Below are 20,418 nucleotides of genomic sequence, written 5' to 3' on the forward strand. Positions count from 1 at the left end.
TGACGAGAACACTGGTCTTGCAATACTAAATAATTCGGGATTAAGAGAGTATGAAGTAATGGATGAACCTATACATCCCATTGCTATAACTCTTTTCCGTGCATTTACATTTAGAAATGCACCTATCTTTGGCAGGTGGGATGTCTATCCGGAGATGGAATTATCACAATGTTTAGGAAAGATGGAGTTTTCTTATGCTATTTATTCCCACAAGGGAACATGGGAAAATGGTGTTATTAGAGAAGCAGAAAAACTAAATGTAGATTTAGAACCTGTTCAAGCAGGTCCTACAAAAGGAGGCTCATTACCCCTATCTCATAGTTTTATCGAAATAGAGGGAAATAATTTGCAGATTAATGCTATAAAAATAGCAGAAGATAAAGAAAAAACATTGATTGTAAGATTTTTTAATCCTTTGGATAAAGAGGTCGTGAGTAATATAAAATTTGGTTTTTCTGTTAAAAGTATATGGATGACCAATTTAAATGAGGAACCTATTGAAAAAATCTCAGAAAATAAACAATCCATCGAAATTAAAGTTAAACCGAAAAAGATAATTACATTAGCAATTGAATTTGAATAGAAATATTATCCAACTTCTACTTTCTCAGAAAGATTTAAGCAGTTCAAGATTTCTTCTTCCTTAGGTTCTACAGTAACGGGCTGTTCAGCGACTGCGATAGCATTGTCCGGGTCTTTTAATCCATGTCCCGTTAGTATGCAAACAATTTGTAGTTTATCACCGGCAAAAGGCTTTTTATCATCAAAATAACCGTTTTCCGCAAGTTTAATAACACCCGCAATACTTGCAGCACTTGCCGGTTCTGCAAAGACCCCTTCTGTCCGTGCTAATAATTTGTAAGCATTACGAATTTGTTGGTCAGTAACCATTCCAATAACCCCACCTGACTCATCTCTTGCGTTTTCGGCACCTTTCCAACTTGCAGGATTTCCTATACGAATTGCCGTTGCGAATGTTTGAGGATTTTCAACAGGATGTCCCAAAACGATGGGAGCCGAACCCGATGCTTGAAATCCTAACATTTTGGGTAAATTTTTTGCTCTTCCCGCTTGATAATATTCCTTATATCCCTTCCAATAGGCTGTTATATTTCCTGCATTACCTACGGGCATACATTGGAAATCAGGAGCCAAACCGTTAAACGAATCAACTATTTCAAAGGCACCTGTTTTTTGTCCTTCAATACGATAAGGATTTACAGAATTTACAAGAGCAATGGGATGGTCATTACATATTTTGCGGACTAACCGTAAGGCATCATCAAAATTTCCTTTTATTTGTATAACTTTTGCTCCATGTATCATTGCTTGTGATAATTTACCCAAAGCAATTTTCCCCTCAGGAATAAGAACGGCACATTGAAGACCTGCCCGAGCCGAATACGCCGCTGCAGATGCGGATGTATTTCCTGTGGAGGCACACATAACTACTTTATACCCTTCTTCCTTTGCTTTTGTTACAGCTACCGTCATGCCTCTATCTTTAAAAGAACCTGTTGGATTCAAGCCCTCATACTTTAACCATATATTTATACGAGGATGTATTGCAGAACTTAGTGCAGGAGCCAGTATTAAAGGGGTACCTCCTTCATTTAAAGTTACAATAGGCGTATTAATTCCTACAGGTAAAAATTCACGATAGCGTTCAATTAAACCGATATTTTGCATATAATTACTCCATTCTATATTTATTGTAATACTCTTATTACATGTGTTGGTTCAACAATACAATCTAATGGGTCTATCTCTGCTACGGCACTTTGAAGGCTCGATTCTAATGATTCATGAGTCATAATAATTACATGAACAGGAAGGGCTTTATGGTATGATAAAGTTTCTTTTTGATGGCATGAAGAAATGCTTACTTGATGTTTTCCGAGAATGGTGCATATTTGTCCTAATACGCCCGGATAGTCCTTCGTTGTAAAACGGAGATAATATCGACTCCGAAGTAATCCCATATCTCGGATATTGAGATTGTGATAATAAATAAAAGGTGGCAGGGAAGGGGATTCTTTTCGGTAAGCAAGGTCTAATAAATTACTAATTACAGCCGTTGCTGTAGGAAATCTTCCCGCCCCCTTACCGTAATACAAAGTAGGTCCTGCAGAATCACTTTCGACATATACGGCATTAAATTCATTCCGAACCGATGCTAATAAATGGTTTTGAGGAACAAGAGTAGGATGAACCCGAGCCTCAATTTCACCATTCACTTTGCGAATAATAGCAAGCAGTTTAATAACATATCCCATTTCGTTAGCATAATCAACATCATTATGCGTAACTTTTGTAATTCCCTCTACATAAATTTTATCAAAGGGGACAGGAGTTCCAAAGCACAGACTTGCAAGAATTTGACATTTATGGGCGGTATCAAATCCCTTTATATCTAAATCAGGGGGTGTTTCCGCGTACCCATTTGCTTGTGCTTCTTTTAATACCGGTTCAAAATCCAACCCCTCGTATGTCATTCGACTAAGGATATAATTACATGTCCCATTGACAATTCCATAAATAGACTCTATATGGGTAGTAGATAAAACTTCTTTGAGTGTTTTAATAATTGGAATAACTCCTGCTACTGCCGCTTCATATTTCAACTCTTTTCCTGATTCCTGAGCTATTTTGCATAATTCATCACCATATTTTGCCAATAGCATTTTGTTGGCAGTTACCACATGTTTTCCTGATTTTAAGGCTTTTATAATAAAAGTTTTTGCAGGTTCTAAACCCCCTATCAGTTCGCAGACAACATCGATATCCGGATTGTTTATGAGTGTTTCAATATCGGAAGAAACAGTAACATTACTTAAATCAAAAGGCTTTAATAAATCGGGTTTTATTTCGACAATATGTTTTAATTCTAATTCGGCTCCTGTTTGATTTTTTATGTGTTCATAATGGTTCAAAAGAAGGTGAATAACACCTCCTCCTATGGTGCCTGCACCAATAACACCAATTTTTAATTTCATGAAACAACTCCTCATTCAAAAAAATTATTAATGGTAAAATTATTCTTCCTTAATATTTATTATACATATCGGATTGTCAGGACTAAAAAACTGTCCCTCCTCAATCAGAACCTTTTTCAATATTCCCGATACGGGTGCTGTAATTACATACACTGCTTTATCTGTGCATATTTCCACAAGTTCTACACCTTTTTCGACAGATTGACCTATTTTCAAAAGCCATTGGGATATTTGAACTTTTAAGTTTTGTTCATCAGGTTTTGCTTCTTCCGGAATGTAAACCATGTAATCCATAACTTATTCCTTTTATTCTTTGCACCAGAAATCAGCATGATATGAACTTCTAACTTCGGGACCGGCTATAACTTTTAGTGATAGGTTGTTGTTTGCCCACTCTTCATAAAACTTAAATTCATCGGGTGATATAAAATCAGATACAGGTAATTGTCGAATTGTGGGTTGTAAATATTGACCAATAGTAACTATGGAACAGCCAATACTATCGAGGTCTTTGAGTGTTTGTAAAATTTCATCTCTGGTTTCTGATAAACCAACCATAATACCTGATTTAATCTTTGTTTCTGGGGATATTTCTTTCGCTTTTTTGAGGACATCTAAAGAAACACGATAAGAACATTTCTTATCCCTTACCATAGGGCATAATCGTTCAACAGTTTCAAGATTATGGGAAAAAACATCGGGTTTTGCCTTCAGAATAGTTTTTAAAGAAGAGACATTTCCTTGAAAATCAGATACAAGAACTTCTACTTTTCTTTCAGGAAAAGTCTCTTTAAGTGATATAACAATATCAGAAATATGTTTAGCCCCTCCATCTAACAAGTCATCACGGGTTACCATTGTTAAGATAATATATTTCAGTCCCATGACCTTAACAGCCTTTATTATTTTATCTTTTTCAAAAGGGTCCGGGGGCAAAGGTTGTCCTTTTTTTACTGCACAAAAGGAACATCTCCGAGAACATATATCCCCCAGAAGCAAAAAAGTAGCTGTTTTACGAGACCAGCATTCAGGAAGATTGGGGCATAAAGCACTTTTGCAAACGGTGGCTATCCCTATTTCTTCTAACAGAGAATGGATATGTTTTGTTTCGTTTGTATCAGGAACTTTAAACCTTATCCAATCTGGAAATAATTTTTTTGTATATATTTTGCAATCCATAGGTATGTCCAAGAAATTGAATTGGAAAGAAATTATAACATGAATATGTAAAGATGATAAAATGTTTGATATTTGGTATAATTAATATCCATAATAAAAAAACATTCAAACTCGTCTAAAGGGATTTTATGATGAATAAGGACGAGGAAAAAAAAGAATCAAAAAGTTTGTTTGGAAAACTACGGTTTGGAAATTTAAATGAGGTCTGGTCTGCAAATCGCAAACCTCAAGAAGAGGTTGTAAAACCTCCAGAGAAAATAGAAGAGAAAAAAACTGTAGTTCAACAAGAACCTATTCGTCAGATAGATAAAGAGAACGAATCTGTAAACATTCCAAAACCCCAAAAAACAGGACTTAAAGTTATGGTTATCCCCGAAAATGTTTATATCGAAGGTTCAATTAGAGGTGAATGTGATTCGGAAATATATGGAAAAATTAACGGGAATATTCAGATAAAAGGCAATCTTACATTAGGAAAAACAGCGGAAGTTAAAGGAAGTATCAAAGCAATGTCTGCTTCCATTGATGGAATTGTCGAAGGAAAAATTGAGACTACCAATAATGTAGAAATTGGTCCTAATAGTAAAATTCAAGCCGAATTAATATCTGGACAAAAAATAGTCATTTCTGGACAGGTTAATGGAAGTGTTTGTGCAGAAGTCGGGGTAAAACTTCAACAGTCTGCTAAGTTAAATGGAGATATAATAGCGTTAAAATGGTTTAGCATTCAGGAAGGGGCTATATTTAATGGAAATTGTTCCATGAAACGAAAAGAACAGTCCAAGACCCCTCCGCTGACTGAACAACCTAAAAATATTCAGCAACCCAATCAACCTATTCAGGTCAATCAACAAAATCACCAAACAAAAAAGTGAAATAAGTAAATAGGGGTCTCTATTAACTTTTTCTATATTCCAATCGTATTTATATTAAAATTTAAAATATAGGAAAAAGAAAGGAGAGAAATATGCCGATATATATGTTCCATCCGGCTGATTTATTAATTATTCCCGCTGCAATATTTGCAATCTGGGCTCAACTAAAAGTAAAGAGTACCTACCAAAAATATGCTTCTATACCTACACAGCAAAGAATAACAGGTTTTGATATTGCACGATGGATACTTCAAAGAGAAAACATTAATAATGTTGATGTCGAAGTCACAGAAGGAGAATTAACAGACCATTATGACCCTATAAGTAAAAAAGTTCGTTTATCTGAACCCGTATATTATGGGGATAGTATCGCATCGGTAGGAATTGCTGCCCACGAATTGGGACATGTCATACAGCATACGAGAAGTTATGCTCCTATGCAGGTTCGACAATTTATCTATCCGGTAAGTTCATTGGGTTCAAATCTTGCTTTCCCGTTAATTATATTAGGTATTCTCCTGACCTATTCGGGTGTACATGCACAATGGCTTATCAATGTGGGCATTTACATGTTTTCTTTAGCGGTTCTCTTTACAATCATTACCTTACCTGTTGAGTTCAATGCGAGTAAGAGAGCCGTAAAAATATTGTCTGATGGGAGATTACTTACAGAAGAAGAGTTAGATGGTGTTCGTGCAGTATTAAGTGCAGCTGCATTAACTTATGTTGCTGCGGCCGCAAGTGCAGTATTGCAATTAATCCGACTATTAATTATTTTTAGAGGCCGTGAATGATATTCCTGCGAAAATGCAGAGAAAAAATAACAATTCTTCTTGCAATCCTAATTTTAACGATTATTTCTATTCCTGCAATAGGGGAAAATACTTCAGACTCTATCCGTATCCGTGCTGAAGGATATGCAGAAGGTCCCTCATATATGGTTCGCCAGATGGCGTTAGGAGAAGCACAAAAAAATGCTATAGAACAGTATCTCCGCTCAATGGTATCGGAAGAATATTTGAAATTTTTAAATCCTTTACTTAACAAATCATCTCTCTATATTAAGTCTTTTAAAATCTTAAATGAGAGCACGACAAACGATAAATCTGTTATTGAATTAGATGTAGAAATAAATGATGAACTGATAAATCAAGATGTTACAACTCTATTAATTCCCTATAAAACTGACCTGCCCAAAATATCGGTATTTATACTTGATTTATATACCCAGGATAAAAATCCACAATTTTCAGAGTGTGCAAATTCTTATGATGTTATAGAAAAGAAGCTAACTAACCTTAAATTTACAGTCCAAAAAACAAATGTGGAAACTAATTTCAGTAAAAATGACATAATTCAATTGATAGGAGAGGGTTTAGAAGGAAAAAAAAAGATTGCTATGAGTCAAGATTCGGATATTTTTGTTTTGGGGATAAATCAATATGAAATTATAGGGGATATTTCTAATAATCAAATGCAGAAAATCCGATGTAATACAACTATGGAGTTATTTCGAGTATCTGATGGAAAATTATTAGATGCTTTTACCGTGTTTGCTTCTGTGCAAGGGAAAAATTCTTCAGAAGCACAAAAACAATCCGCGGAAGATTGTGCTTTAAAATCTATACAAAAAATTATTACCTGCTCATTTTTATCAATACTGAATTATCAAAAAAATACAAAAGATGTATTTCTATATTTTGATAATTTTCAAGATAAAAATCTAATTAAAAAAGTTATGGATTATTTAGAAGCCGTTACCTATGGGAGTAAAACAGAACTAATTTTTGAGACACCCAAAAGAACCAAATATGTATTGATGTTTGATGGTCCTATCGTTCATATTGTTGATTCAATTTATAACAATAATCAACTAAAGAATAAAATTATTATTAAAAAAGTGGTAGACCGTGATATCTTTTTGACTAATCCTGATAGCCGTTAATTTCTATGGAGTTCTTTTTCGATAGTTTCGATAACAGTAGGGTCATCAGGTTTTACTTTGGGTTCAAAACGGGCTACTGTTTTTCCATCTTTACCAATGAGAAATTTTGTAAAATTCCATTTAATACTTCCATCAAAAGGAGCATTATCTTTCGATGTAAGGAATTGATATAGGGGACAAATATCGGAACCATCTACAGAGACTTTTTCAAATAAAGGAAATGATATTTTATAGTTTAGATCGCAAAACTTCTTTATTTCTTCATTACTTCCGGGCTCTTGATTCATAAAATTGTTTGCTGGAAATCCAAGAATAACAAATCCACGGTCTTTATATTTCTGATACAAACTTTCTAACTGCTGGTATTGGGGTGTAAAACCGCAACGGGATGCTGTGTTAACTATCATTACAACTTTTCCTTTATATTGTTGTAAATCTACTTCTTGACCGTTTATAGATTTGACTTTAAACTTCAGAGGTGTATCTTGAGACCTCTGTTCTGCGTTTAGACCCTTTTGAGGGAAAAAACTAAGCACAAAGGAAACTATCAAACTAAATACAAATCTGTAAAGTAGGTAAATATTTTTCATTTTTATTTCTCCTAAAAATATTTGTTGTTTATTTTATTCTAACAAATAAATGGTAAAATGTATTTCTAAATAAATAGGGAAAGACAAATAACATCAGTGCAAATATAAATGATAAAATTAAATATAAAAAAAAGGTTGATTATGACTGTTAATAGAAAAACAATCCATTTGATTGGACATGCACACATAGACCCTGTTTGGTTATGGAGATGGACAGAAGGATATACAGAGGTCCGAAGTACTTTTCAAAGTGTAATCAATTTAATGAAAGAATATCCAGAATTTAAGTTTACATCAAGTAGTTCTTGTTTTTATGAATGGATTGAAACAACAGAACCCGAATTATTACAAGAAATTAAGAAAAGAGTTGAAGAAGGAAGATGGGAGATTACAGGTGCTTTTTATGTAGAACCCGATTGCAATATCCCATCAGGAGAATCATTTGTTCGACATGGCTTATATTCTCAGAGATTATTCCAAAGATTGTTTAATAAAAAACCTAAAGTGGCATTTGCCCCTGACAGTTTTGGGCATGCGGGAACTTTGCCTCAAATATTAAGTAAGTTAGGGATAAAATATTATGTCTATATGAGACCTTCTCCAGGAAGAGAGAAAGAATATCCTGAAGGGATAACATTTCAATGGGTTGCTCCCGATAATTCTTATGTAATCGCATCCGTAATCCCTGAAAGTTATGGAGGAGAGTATGAAGAGGTTTTCAAAAAAATCGAAAACATAGAAAAATATACCTATTGGAATAAAAACCAACAAGAATTTCTCTGCTTTTTTGGGGTTTGTAATCATGGAGGAGGTCCCACACGAATAACATTAGAAAACATTAAAAACAAGCAAAAACAGATAAAAGAATATAAATTAAAATTCTCTACTCTTGAGGAATATTTTAATCGGATAATAAAAAATTTAAAAAATATCCCTACAATGAAAGACGAACTTCAACATCATGCAAGAGGTTGTTACAGTGCTCTATCAGAAATAAAAAAATTAAATAGACATTTAGAACACAAAATACTTATGGCAGAACGATTTGCTACGGCAGGATGGCTATTAAAAGAAGCAAAATATCCCGAATCTGTATTTGAGGCAATTTGGAAAGATTTGCTATTCAATCAATTTCATGATATTTTGGCAGGAACAAGTATTAAAGAAGCCTATCAAGACGCAAGAGACCAGTTAGGAGCAGCAAGACATAGAGCAGATGTAATTATCAACCAAACAATGCAAAAAATTGTAAAAAGTATCAATACTCAAGGTAAAGGGAACGCTATTGTTGTTGTAAATCCTCTTGCCTGGCCTGTTAAACAGCCTGTAATTATTTCAGAAATAGTTTCACGCGGTATAAGTAAAGAGAATGGTGGTATTGAACTGGTCAATGATGAACAAACCTGCTGTCCTGTTCAGGCAATACAATCAAGTAGACCGGGTTCAAAGAAATATGTGTTTATTGCAGAGATTCCTTCTATGGGGTATCGGGTTTATTTTGCTCGTCAGGAATGTGAAGAACATAAGGAGATACATAAACTAAAAATTAGACCCCATAATGTTCCTCATCCACCTAATATAGATAAAAACCATTTAGAAAATGATTTCTGGAGTATAGGCTTTGATTGTATTCGGGGAGGGATTTCTCGTTTATATGACAAGACAAATAAAATTGATGTAATTAAAAATTTAGGATTACCTATTCCTTTAGTAGATGCTTCAGATACCTGGAGTCATGATGTGTCCGAGTATCGCGTAGAAGCAGGAAAATTTAATCTTGCAGATATGAAGATTAAAGAAAACGGAGAAGTTCTTGCCAGTATGGTTCAGGAGTTTCAATATAATCGCTCAAGAATAATACAAGAGGTTGTTCTATATAAAGATATCGAAGATATAGATGTTTATTTAAATATACTTTGGTTGGAAGAATATAAAGCACTAAAATGGTTTGTAGAAACAAATATTTTTAATGGAATTGCTGCTTATGAAGTCCCTTATGGTGTTCAAGTTCGTCCTTGTAATGGGGAAGAAGAAGTGGGACAACAATGGATAGATCTATCTGGGAATATTGATGGGAAACCGTATGGATTATCCGTTATTACCGACAGTAATTATGGATATGATACGAAAAATAATATTATACGAGTAACACTATTGCGTAGTCCTGCCTATGCGCATCATGACCCCGAAAGATATACAGCCTCGAATAATTATCCTATCATAGACCAGGGATGGCAAGAAATGCGGATAAGACTTATTCCTCATACAGGTACTTGGAAAGATACGCGAGTAGTTAAATCGGCATGGGAATTTAATGTCCCTTTGATAGCCCAATATGAACATTCTCATCCGGGAAAGAGAGGCCTTCAAGCGACACTATTAGGAACAGAAGCAGAAAACATTCTCATTTCTGTTGTTAAGAAAAGTGAAGAGGGTAAAGACTTAATAATAAGGGCTTATGAAACGTATGGAAAGGAGACATTAACGAACTTACATCTTACCTTTTTACAATTAATGTATCCCCTCAAATTTACTCCTTATGAAATTAAAACAGTTAAGATTAATATCAATACAAAAGAGATATTTGAAACAAATCTTTTGGAAGAGGTAGACGATGGAAAAGATTGAAAAAATAGAAGAAATATGCTTATCTGTTCTTAAGGAAAGTCAAGAGCCATGGGTTCCTTTAGATATGTTAATTCAGAAATGTAAGGAAATGATAGGAGAGGATGAAATAGATGAATCATTAATAGTATCTTTTTTGAAAAATCATTCAGAAGTAAAAACATTTGAACCTTTTCTTCCAAATACACTAGAAATAAAGAGCATATTAGAAGAGAAGGGATTAAAAATACAACCCATTTTTATATTAAAAAAACGTTTACCTGATGAGAAAGCCCTTTTTTCTTGGATGTATCAACATCTGGAAAATTTGTTAAATATGCTTCATAACTTAGAAAAAGAGGCAAAAACAGAAACGAAAAAACAAGAAATCGGTATAGTTATACACAAAACAAAAAATTTGTTAACAAGGCTAAAAAATTTAGCCGATAGAAAAAATAAGTAGAATATGTGGATAATGGGTTGTTTATATGCATTTCTTTTTATGGAGCCAGAATTAATAACACTAAATTTGGTTCCAGTTATACGAGATGTTATCGTTGAAGATATCAGTCATGATAACAAAAAAGATTTAATTGTATTTTCTTCAGAAGAAGATGGGTATGAAAAGAAAATAACAATTTTTTATCAACAGTCAGAGACGCCAAAATTTAATGAAAAATTTTCATTTAGTTTTCAGATAAAGGAGCCATGTTCAGTAATATTTATTACAAAAATAGGAAATGAGCATAATTGTCTTGTTATTGCGAATAGTGAAAATTTGTGTTTGTATAGGTTTAAAGATAATGAAATGGTTTTGGAAAGAACCGTTACATATCCCAATGCTTTTTCCTATAATGCCAAAGAACCTGTAGTTATGCGTGATATGTCCTATGATTTGGATAATGATGGGACAGATGAATGGTTTATTCCCACACCCAGAGGGGTAACAATATTTAAAAATTTTACACCTCTGTCAGAAATAGATTTCCATATATTTCATGAAATATATTCCGGAAATAATATGACCCTTTTTTATCAATTTCCAGTAATATATCCCTTAAAGAAAAGCCAAGAAAATCCAAAACCTGTGGCTTTTCTGGGGGATAAGGAAATAGTATTTGCCTATGGAGAAAATTGGAAATTAACAAAAACAATAAAGATAGACCGAAAAAATCCAGAAAAATGGGATTCGACATACAGATTAGGAGATATAAATAATGATGGATTTCCTGATATTTTGTTTACGGAAACACAAGGAACGATAAATTTGAGGACAACACTTTATATTTACATATCAGAAGGGGAGTATCAATATCCAGCAAATCCCCAGTTTGAGTATACGATAAAAGGTGCCGTTTCTTTGCCTATTATGAAAGATATAAATAACAACAATAAAGATGATTTAATACTTTTTAATATTCCTTTAGGTTTAACAAATTTTATAAATTTCTTTTTAAGGGGTAAAATGTCTGTAGAAACAAAGGTATTTCTATCAGATAGCAATTCCCTGCCTTTGAAACCTGATTATCAAACAACCATGACAATGGATGCCCCAGATGGAAAAGACCAGATTGCCTATGCCATAGATGACTTTTCAGGTGATGGAATTCTTGATATTGCCTATGGACAGTCTCATAATACAATACAAATCAACATAGGTCTGCAAGAAGGAAATTTAAAAACGAAACAATGGACAAAAGTTAATATACCTGCATTCGGTATTATAAGAACAAGTTATATAAATGATAATAAGAGTAAAGATATAATTATATACCGACCCACAGGTGAAAATAAGGAACGAGTAGATATAATCCTTTTTTAAAAGTTAAAAAATAAATAATTGACAGGGTATAAATATGGATTTGTTTGATAGTCCATTAGAGAAAGAAAGAGAAAGATACGAATATCTTTGTAAAGAAATAGAAAAACATAACGAGCTTTATTATGTACATGCGTCACCAGAAATATCTGATTATGAATATGATATGTTGATGAAAGAATTGGAGGAAATTGAGAGAAAATATCCCCAATTTAGAACGCCCTATTCGCCCACACAAAGAGTTGGGGGAAAAGTTATAGATGAATTTAAATCAGTGGAACATTCTGTTCCAATGCTTTCAATAGATAATACATATAATGAGGGAGAAATAAAAGAGTTTAATAATCGTATCAGGAGAACTCTGGATATTGAAGGAGATATTGGTTATGTGGTTGAGTTAAAAATTGATGGAGTAGCTGTTGCTATAAGATATAGTAATCGTATTTTTTCACAGGCTGTTACAAGGGGGGATGGTTTTCGAGGAGATGATATAACAGAAAATGCTCGAACAATAAAGTCTATACCTCTCCGTTTATCAGATACAGCCCCCAATTCACTGGAAGTTCGTGGGGAAATATTTATGATGAATAAAGAGTTAGAAAGGTTAAATCAAATTCGAGAAGAACTTGGAGAAGAGCCTTTTCGTAATCCGAGAAATACAACAGCAGGAACATTGAAGCAGAAAGACCCGCGACAGGTAGCACAAAGAAGACTCAGTGCCTTTTTTTACGAGGTCATATTAGATGAAACAAACAAAAATCTTATCAAAACACATACAGATACATTGAACTTTTTGAAAGAATGGGGATTTCCAGTAAATCCGCACTGGAAAGCATGTAAGAACATAGAAGAAGTTATCGAGTATTGTAATTCATGGCGAGAGAAACGATATTCTCTGGAATATGAAATTGATGGAATGGTAATAAAGGTAAATGAGCATGCCATCCGTGATAAATTAGGAACAACAAGTAAATCACCTCGCTGGATAATTGCATATAAATTCCCTGCGGAAACTGCAAGGACAAAATTGCTAAATATAAAAATACAGGTAGGAAAGACAGGCGCATTAACGCCTGTTGCAGAAATGGAACCTGTTCCCCTTGCTGGAACTATAGTAAAAAGAGCGACATTACATAATTTTGAAGAATTAGAAAGGAAGGACATTCGGATTGGGGACACTGTCGAGATACAAAAGGCAGGGGAGATAATTCCTCAAGTCATAAGACCTATTATTGAATTGCGTCCGCCCGAAGCCCAACCTTTCCCCTTGCCAGAACTATGTCCTGTATGCGGTAGCAAGGTTCAAAAAGACCCTGAAGGTGTTTTTTATCGATGCCTAAGTGCCGATTGTCCAGCCCAGTTAAAACAAAAAATACAACATTATGCACAACGAAGAGCCATGGATATTGAAGGCTTGGGACCTGCATTAGTAGAACAATTAGTGGACAAAGGGTTAGTAAAAAATATTGCAGATTTATATCGTTTAACAAAAGAACAATTAGTGCAATTAGAAAGAATGGGCAATAAATCTGCGGATAATCTCATAAACGCTATACAGGAAAGTAAAAATAGGCCTTTAAACGCTTTATTATATGGTTTGGGTATCCGACATGTGGGACAACACTTGGCAGAGATACTCGCAAACCAATTTAGAAATATAGATGATTTAATGAATGTGGAAATAGAAAAACTAAAAGAGATAAGTGAAGTAGGACCTGTTGTAGCAAGAAGTATTAAAGATTTCTTTTCTACAAAGGCGAATATAGAATTGATAGAGGATTTAAAAAAGTTAGGTGTAAGAACTTATGAAACAGGTGAAAATACAGGGACAGTAAAAAATATTTTGGATGGAAAAACTTTTGTAGTAACTGGAACACTAAAAAATTATACTCGTGACCAGATTGAACAACAAATAAAACAATTAGGGGGCAAGGTTACTTCTTCTGTAAGTAAAAATACAGATTTTGTTCTGGTTGGAGAAAATCCTGGAACAAAATATGAAAAAGCAAAACAATTGGGAGTGAAAACGATTACAGAAATAGAATTTGTGGATATGATAAAAGAGGGTATCTAATGAAAACCTTAAATATAAAATCACCTCAAATTATCAATGCTCAAACAGGGAAGAAATTGTATGAAGAGGCAAAAAAACTCAGCGATAAAAAAACAGAAAAAATTATTTTTGATTTAGAAGATACTGAAAGTATAGATATATTAGGTTGTGCCTGGCTTCTTCGTATTGCAGAAGAATGTAAAAAATATAAAGTTTCTTTTTCATGGATAGGAGCCAACGAAAAAGTTGCGGAGATGCTGGCTGTTGTTTCCCCTGCATTTGAATATAAAGAAGAAAAGAAATTACAGAAGGACATTATTTTTACAAAATTATCAGGCGAATTTGAAGGTGTTCTTCAAGAAATAAAAGATTTTATAAATCTTTGTATAGATGCTATTTACTGGACCATTTTGGCTCCTTTAACGGGTAAAAAATTTAGATGGGGATTATTTATTGAAGAAATCTATGAGATGGGGGTCCGTGCTGTTCGTATTGTTTGTTTGATGAATTTTTTATTAGGTTTAATTATTGCTATGCTTTCTTCTGCACAGGTAGCCAGTTTTGGTTTAAGCATATATGTAGCCAACCTTATCATGATAGGTTTTGCCCGCGAACTTGCCGCTATAATGACCGCAACAGTAGTATCAGCAAGGACAGGTGCTGCTATTGCTGCTGAAATATCAACAATGAAGGTTCAGGAAGAGATTGACGCACTTCGAGGAATGGGAATTAATGTAACCCAGTATTTGGTTGCCCCTAAAATGTTAGCTCTTTTAATAGTCTTGCCTTGTCTTTCTGTTTTAGGTCTTATCTTTGGATTATTAGGAGGTTCTGCATGGGGAATATTTATTTTGGACTTCAATGCTTCTGTATGGTTTAGACAGACTGTAAACTCTGCCCATTTTAACGACCTTTTACAGGGAATATTAAAGACTTTCGTATTTGCTGTTTTTATCGTTTTAATTGGGTGTCATAATGGTTTTCGTGTGTCCGGAGGTTCAAGAGGAGTTGGTTTAATGACCACCCGTGCTGTTGTTATGGATGTATTTATGCTAATTGCGGTAGATATTATTTTTGCAACTATATTTTATTATCTAATATAAAAGGGGAAAATAGTGTCAAAAGAAGTTATATTGAAAGTAGAATCACTTCAAGTGCAATATGGAGACAGAATCATCTTAAAGGATGTATCCTTTGAAGTGTATCAAGGGGAAATATTTTTAATAGTAGGGGGTAGTGGTTGTGGGAAAACAACATTGTTAAAGGCAATATGTGGTTTATTAAAACCTACAAATGGCAATGTATATATTCAAGGACAAAATATAACCCTATTGGATGAAGAAGAATTACAAAAGGTGCAACAGAATATCGGTATTGCTTTCCAATCAAGCGGCTTGATTAATTCCATTACAATTGGTGAAAATGTGGCTTTACCGCTTCGAGAATATGGTTTGGTTGATACCAAAATTCTTAATGAAGTAGTTCGAATAAAGTTAAGTTTGGTTGGATTGGCTGGAATTGAAGATAGGATGCCTGAAGAATTATCCGGAGGAATGAAAAAAAGAGCAGGATTGGCACGTGCATTAGCATTAGACCCTCCGTTAGTATTTTTTGATGAACCTTCTGCGGGTTTAGACCCTATTATTGCCTGTGAATTAGATGAATTAATTATAAATTTAAGAAACCTTTTAGGAATAACTTTTATTATAGTAAGTCATGAACTTGAGTCTATTAAAAAAATTGCAGACCGTGTTCTAATGCTTGATGAAGGGCATGCAATTTTTTGTGGTACTATAGAAGAAGTAAAATATACTTCTATACCCAAAGTAAAACAATTCTTTGAAAGAAAACCTAATGAACAAAAATATGCGTTTATTCATTAAAAATTATTTCTCATATAATAAATCACAAGGGTAGAACAGTGGCTACACGAAAACAAAAATTTCAAGTATTTGTATTTCTTTTTATATGTTTGCTAATAACCTTGCTCATTGTCTATTTTGTGTCGGGTCAATATAGTAATTATGGTGTTAGATACTGGATTGAATTTGATGAGTCCGTATTAGGTGTATATGAGGGAGGGATTGTTGAATATTTAGGTGTGCCAATCGGTAAAGTAGAGGAAATTAGAGTAAGTTCGGAAGGTAAACCGATTATTGTAATTAACATAGACAGTAAAAAGGTAACTCTACATGAAGGAGTTGAAGCCAATATAGTAATTTATAGCCTTGCAGCAGGAACAATGGCTATTTCCCTAAGTGGTGGGAATCCTCAATCTCCCGTACTTCCCCCAGGAAGTAAAATACCAGCGCGTCGTTCTACTATTTCAGCAGTAAGTTCAAGAATTGAAGAACTGATGGATGACCTGAAAAATATATTAGATTCTGTAAAAACGGGTCTGGAAGGTATAGAATCAGGAGATATAACAGAGATAACGAAAAAGGTAGATAGAGTATTAGAAAAGGGAGAAACACTGTTAGATGATTTGCAAAAAACTGTCAAAAATATTAATACAACAATAGAAAAAATAGAACCTCAGATAAGCAAAACAATGGATACGGGAGAACAGACTGTTAATCAAATAAAACAATTATCTGAAAAAGCGGATAAACTTGTTACAGTTATCACAGACAAAGCAGAACAATTGGATATTCAAAAAACACAGGACAATGTAAACTCTGCATTAGAGGAAATAAAAAATCTATCCAAAAATGTTGATGGCTTGGTCAATGAGTTAAAGAATATTACGAATACAGCCTCTTATAAAGCAGATAACATAGAGTTTTCGTTTCAAAAAACTTTACAGGAGATTAATTATACATTGGAATCACTGAGAAATTTACTTGAATCTATTCGCAAAAATCCTTCTTCTATTATAAGAGGTAAGGCATCAGACAAGGAGGGAAGATAAATATGAAAGAAAGAATTATTATCAGTACTTTTATAATAAGCCTGTTTTCAATGGGGTTTTGGGGATGTTTGACACCCGTAAAAACAGAGTATTTAGTAAAATACTATATCAATCCCAGTATAACGGAAATGAAAGGAGAGTATACCGGGTTAGTTCTTGCAATACGAGGGTTGGAAAATGCAAGGTCAATTACAAATTTTGTAACCTTTTTAGAACAGGGAAAAATTTATTATAGAGAAGGATTAGAATGGGCAGAACATCCCGTTGAAGTTGTGGAAAGATTATTAATTAAATCTATTGAAAAAACCGGTAGATTTCAGGATGTATCAAACAGTATAGAAGTTAAAAATCCAGATTTAATTTTAACGGGGGAAATAGAACAATTTTACTGTGTAAGAGAAAATAATTCAGAAAAAGTTGTTGTGTCCATAAATATAAGAATTAGGGATGCAAAAACAAGTAAGATAGTATTCAATAAAGCATTTGTAGTGGAAGAACAGTTTGATAAAGAAAAAGAACAAATTAATGATGCAATGAACAACGCTTTGTCAGAATTATCCCAGCAGATACAAAAAGAAATCAATAAAGCGGATTTTAAATAGAATATAATCGAATATTTTTTTGTTTTATTTATAAGACAAAATAACTGTTTGAGATAGAAAGAATTAAAATGCTTTTTATATATAATTTCATATATATCCTTAGTGAAATGGCTCCTTATCTGCTATTTGGATTTTTAGTAGCTGGGATTCTATCACAAATTATTCCAACATCTTGGGTTCAAAGACATCTTGCTGGTAAAGGTTATTCACCTATCATAAAAAGTGCCATGATAGGAGTTCCTTTACCCTTATGTTCCTGCGGAGTAATTCCTGTGATGGCTTCCCTAAGAAAGCAGGGTGCTAATGTTCCAGCAATGTTATCCTTCATCTTATCTACTCCCCAAACAGGTGTGGATTCTATACTGGCTACCTATGCTTTGTTGGGTTTACCCATGGCAATATACCGACCTTTCATAGCGTTAGTAACAGCCCTTTTAGGAGGTTCTGTTTACTATTGGACAAGTAAAAAAGAAATAGAACAGGAAACCGATGAATTGAAAAAAAATAACGGTATAAACAATAATGATATAAGTATTAATAAAAGAAATATATTTCATCTCATTTCTGAAAGTATTCACTATGGTTTTATAACATTACCCCATGAAATTTCTCGAACACTTATTTTCGGTATCCTTATAGCCAGTATAATAACCACCTTTATACCTCCTGGTATTATTACCAATTTTATGAATATCGGAATATTGCAAATATTTATAGCGATAATCGTGGGTATTCCTATTTATGTTTGTGCGACAGCATCTATTCCTGTTGCTTTGAGTCTTATTTATTTAGGTGCAACTCCTGGGTCGGCTCTTGCCTTTCTTATAGCAGGACCCGCAACAAATATTGCAACAATTTCCGTGGTTAAGCAGTTTTTAGGCAAGAAAGCGGTAATTATATATATACTGACTATGATATTCTCTGCTCTATTCTTTGGTATAACCTTCGATTATTTAGTTAATATATACCCATTTTTTGATATTTCCCATGTAGCACATATTCAACATTCGCATGGAGTATTTTATAGTCCTATCAAGGTATCGTCATTATTGTTATTTGTTCTCATATTAGTATTAGGTCTCCTGAATATAGACCCATGGATGTATATGAAAAAAGAGACAAAAGAAGTACCACACACAGATAGATATATGAAAATAAGAATCAATGGTATGACATGCAATCATTGTGCACAACGAATTACAACATTAATAAAAAATATTTCAAATGTTGTAGATATTAATGTATCCCTTGAAGATAAAACAGCAATTATTTATGGAAATCCCTCTTTTGAAGAAATTAAACAGGTACTCAATACAGAAGGGTATTCCGCAGAGATAATTGAAAATAAGATATTATGTAATTGCAATTGTCAATAAATAAAGGGTTTTTATCTTACTTCTAAAATATTTGGCGGAAGTTCTTGCAATAGAGATTTAACACCACTTTGAAAACTATTATTAATGGTTTCTTTAATAACAATATTTGAGATTTCGTTATTTATCAGGTTTAAGGAATTTATTAAATCAAAATTAGGATACTTTCCAGAAAAATTCTTGGCACTTTCTAATAATTGTCCTTTCAGTTCTTGAATTCTTGCATTGACAATACGAATCCCTTTATTTTTTTGTTGATTTTCTAACGGGAATTCATCAGATACTTCATCATAAGTAGCTAAGGCTTGCCTTAAAAGAACAATAGATTCAGCAATTCTTCCAGTTAAAGCCTCTTGTTCTGCTGTGGTTTGTAATTTTTCTGCTCTTTCTAATGCTTCTTTCGTTTGTGCTAATCGTGCATCCCGTTCTTTTATATTACGCTCTGCCTCCAGTCGTAATCTTTCAGCATCTGGATGTAATGGGTCTGCTGAAATAGCATTATTAAATAATTCTAAGGCTTCCTCTAATTTTTTTGTTTCCAGGGCTTTATTCCCTTTTTCTACATAGAAATCCGCTATTTTCCTTGAAATATCTTTACGATTGGGATTTAAAGCCAGAGCATTTTTGTATAACTCAATTGCAATTTCATTAATATTCATTCCGATAAGAACATCGGCTATTTGAATATACATATCTTCTGTAAAAGGTACCAAATCATTAAGTTTTTGGATATTGGCTTTTATCTCTTCTACATTTCCTCTTTTCGCATAGAAAAGTCCACCTTGCAGGGCATAATCCTTAAGGGTAATCTCACTTACATTGCTTACGACCTGTCCTGGAACTAAAATACTAAACCACACATCTGCCACAGCATTTAATGATATACTTACACACTCAGAAAGAGTAGTAGATGCAGTTCCCTTAAAACCGATATTGGATTTATATTCCTGTTCAAATATCTTATCCCTTGATAAAATTTGTCGTTTGAGTTGTGCAAAATATACAGAAGGGTTTACCTTTTGACGGGGTGTTGTTCGCAATGAGACATTTTCTATCATTTTTTCAACATCAGAATTATAAAGAATTCGTATGGTAGCATCCGCATTCTGTAGGGGAGAGGTTGCTTGGGCTGTAAGTTTCCCCAAAACACCAAGACGGAAAGCATAATAAGGGTCTATTTTTTTCGGCTTTACTGCAATTAATAAATTCATCTCTGCCTCGATAGCTTGAATAGGGTCTGTTTTTGCAGCAGGAATTATCATATAAAAAGTTTCGTCTGTGATAGCTACTCCGTTTTTAATTTCATTTTCCAGTTTCTTTAGCGATGCATTTAATTCTTTGTCAATTAGATGTATTGCATTATTTACTATCGAAATCTGAGAGGTAGGTCCCCATGAATAGGCTGTAAACGAGATAAGAAGGAAAAAGATTGTAAAGAGAAAGTTATATATTGTTTTCTTCATAACGGTAC

At 33.6% G+C, this 20,418-nt stretch carries 19 protein-coding genes; 13 read left to right on the top strand and 6 right to left on the bottom strand.

Annotation, left to right across the window (positions count from 1 at the left end):
- A partial coding sequence (locus tag PLA12_07920) for a glycosyl hydrolase-related protein (GenBank protein ID HOQ32425.1) occupies positions 1-583 on the top strand: 583 nt, incomplete at its 5' end.
- Positions 584-588: 5 nt separating this feature from the next.
- Here the strand turns inward: PLA12_07920 and thrC are convergent.
- The 4 genes from thrC to lipA are packed head-to-tail and all read right to left on the bottom strand — an operon-like array spanning position 589 to position 4,175.
- On the bottom strand, positions 589-1,689 hold the full coding sequence (gene thrC / locus PLA12_07925) for a threonine synthase (GenBank protein ID HOQ32426.1): 1,101 nt from the start codon (positions 1,687-1,689) through the stop codon (positions 589-591).
- A gap of 20 nt (positions 1,690-1,709) precedes the next feature.
- Entirely contained in the window at positions 1,710-2,996 is a 1,287-nt protein-coding gene (locus tag PLA12_07930; GenBank protein ID HOQ32427.1) for a homoserine dehydrogenase, read from the bottom strand.
- 39 nt (positions 2,997-3,035) lie between these two features.
- On the bottom strand, positions 3,036-3,290 hold the full coding sequence (locus PLA12_07935; GenBank protein HOQ32428.1) for a lipoyl domain-containing protein: 255 nt from the start codon (positions 3,288-3,290) through the stop codon (positions 3,036-3,038).
- Positions 3,291-3,302: 12 nt separating this feature from the next.
- Positions 3,303-4,175 (bottom strand): lipoyl synthase, encoded by an 873-nt coding sequence (lipA, locus tag PLA12_07940; GenBank protein ID HOQ32429.1) that lies wholly within the window; start codon positions 4,173-4,175, stop codon positions 3,303-3,305.
- A gap of 131 nt (positions 4,176-4,306) precedes the next feature.
- Between lipA and PLA12_07945 the strand changes: the two genes are divergently transcribed.
- The 3 genes from PLA12_07945 (at position 4,307) to PLA12_07955 (ending at position 6,995) form a co-directional block, all read left to right on the top strand.
- Complete coding sequence (locus tag PLA12_07945; protein ID HOQ32430.1) at positions 4,307-5,050, top strand: polymer-forming cytoskeletal protein; 744 nt, start codon at positions 4,307-4,309, stop codon at positions 5,048-5,050.
- Positions 5,051-5,142: 92 nt separating this feature from the next.
- On the top strand, positions 5,143-5,844 hold the full coding sequence (locus PLA12_07950) for a zinc metallopeptidase (protein HOQ32431.1): 702 nt from the start codon (positions 5,143-5,145) through the stop codon (positions 5,842-5,844).
- Positions 5,841-6,995, top strand: coding sequence for a hypothetical protein (locus PLA12_07955; protein ID HOQ32432.1), 1,155 nt, complete (start codon positions 5,841-5,843; stop codon positions 6,993-6,995). Before PLA12_07950 ends, PLA12_07955 begins: the two co-directional genes overlap by 4 nt.
- Here PLA12_07955 and PLA12_07960 read toward each other — a convergent pair.
- On the bottom strand, positions 6,992-7,585 hold the full coding sequence (locus tag PLA12_07960; GenBank protein ID HOQ32433.1) for a glutathione peroxidase: 594 nt from the start codon (positions 7,583-7,585) through the stop codon (positions 6,992-6,994). The genes PLA12_07955 and PLA12_07960 overlap by 4 nt on opposite strands.
- Before the next feature lie 141 nt (positions 7,586-7,726).
- On the opposite strand from PLA12_07960, the gene PLA12_07965 reads away from it, so the two are divergent.
- The 9 genes from PLA12_07965 to PLA12_08005 all read left to right on the top strand — a co-directional run bounded on the left by PLA12_07965 (position 7,727) and on the right by PLA12_08005 (position 18,950).
- Entirely contained in the window at positions 7,727-10,213 is a 2,487-nt protein-coding gene (locus tag PLA12_07965; GenBank protein ID HOQ32434.1) for a glycoside hydrolase family 38 C-terminal domain-containing protein, read from the top strand.
- Positions 10,200-10,652, top strand: coding sequence for a hypothetical protein (locus PLA12_07970; protein HOQ32435.1), 453 nt, complete (start codon positions 10,200-10,202; stop codon positions 10,650-10,652). The genes PLA12_07965 and PLA12_07970 overlap by 14 nt, the downstream gene beginning before the upstream one ends.
- Before the next feature lie 39 nt (positions 10,653-10,691).
- The gene (locus PLA12_07975; GenBank protein ID HOQ32436.1) at positions 10,692-12,011 is read left to right on the top strand and encodes a VCBS repeat-containing protein; all 1,320 of its coding nucleotides are present in this window, start codon (positions 10,692-10,694) and stop codon (positions 12,009-12,011) included.
- 34 nt (positions 12,012-12,045) lie between these two features.
- A complete protein-coding gene (ligA, locus tag PLA12_07980; protein HOQ32437.1) occupies positions 12,046-14,082 on the top strand; it encodes an NAD-dependent DNA ligase LigA in 2,037 nt (678 codons plus the stop codon).
- Positions 14,082-15,164 (top strand): ABC transporter permease, encoded by a 1,083-nt coding sequence (locus PLA12_07985; GenBank protein ID HOQ32438.1) that lies wholly within the window; start codon positions 14,082-14,084, stop codon positions 15,162-15,164. Before ligA ends, PLA12_07985 begins: the two co-directional genes overlap by 1 nt.
- Before the next feature lie 12 nt (positions 15,165-15,176).
- Positions 15,177-15,944 carry an ATP-binding cassette domain-containing protein gene (locus tag PLA12_07990; protein HOQ32439.1) on the top strand — a complete coding sequence of 256 codons (768 nt, stop codon included), beginning with the start codon at positions 15,177-15,179 and terminating at the stop codon, positions 15,942-15,944.
- A 38-nt stretch (positions 15,945-15,982) separates the two neighbouring features.
- Positions 15,983-16,972, top strand: coding sequence for an MlaD family protein (locus PLA12_07995; protein ID HOQ32440.1), 990 nt, complete (start codon positions 15,983-15,985; stop codon positions 16,970-16,972).
- Positions 16,973-16,974: 2 nt separating this feature from the next.
- Positions 16,975-17,574: an ABC-type transport auxiliary lipoprotein family protein gene (locus PLA12_08000; protein ID HOQ32441.1), complete on the top strand. Its 600-nt coding sequence runs from the start codon at positions 16,975-16,977 to the stop codon at positions 17,572-17,574.
- 68 nt (positions 17,575-17,642) lie between these two features.
- Positions 17,643-18,950, top strand: coding sequence for an SO_0444 family Cu/Zn efflux transporter (locus tag PLA12_08005; GenBank protein HOQ32442.1), 1,308 nt, complete (start codon positions 17,643-17,645; stop codon positions 18,948-18,950).
- Between the two features lie 11 nt (positions 18,951-18,961).
- On the opposite strand, the gene PLA12_08010 is transcribed toward PLA12_08005, so the two are convergent.
- The gene (locus PLA12_08010) at positions 18,962-20,410 is read right to left on the bottom strand and encodes a hypothetical protein (GenBank protein ID HOQ32443.1); all 1,449 of its coding nucleotides are present in this window, start codon (positions 20,408-20,410) and stop codon (positions 18,962-18,964) included.
- Between the last annotated feature and the right edge of the window lie 8 nt (positions 20,411-20,418).

This window comes from Candidatus Hydrogenedens sp. (assembly GCA_035378955.1).
Lineage (GTDB): Bacteria > Hydrogenedentota > Hydrogenedentia > Hydrogenedentales > Hydrogenedentaceae > Hydrogenedens.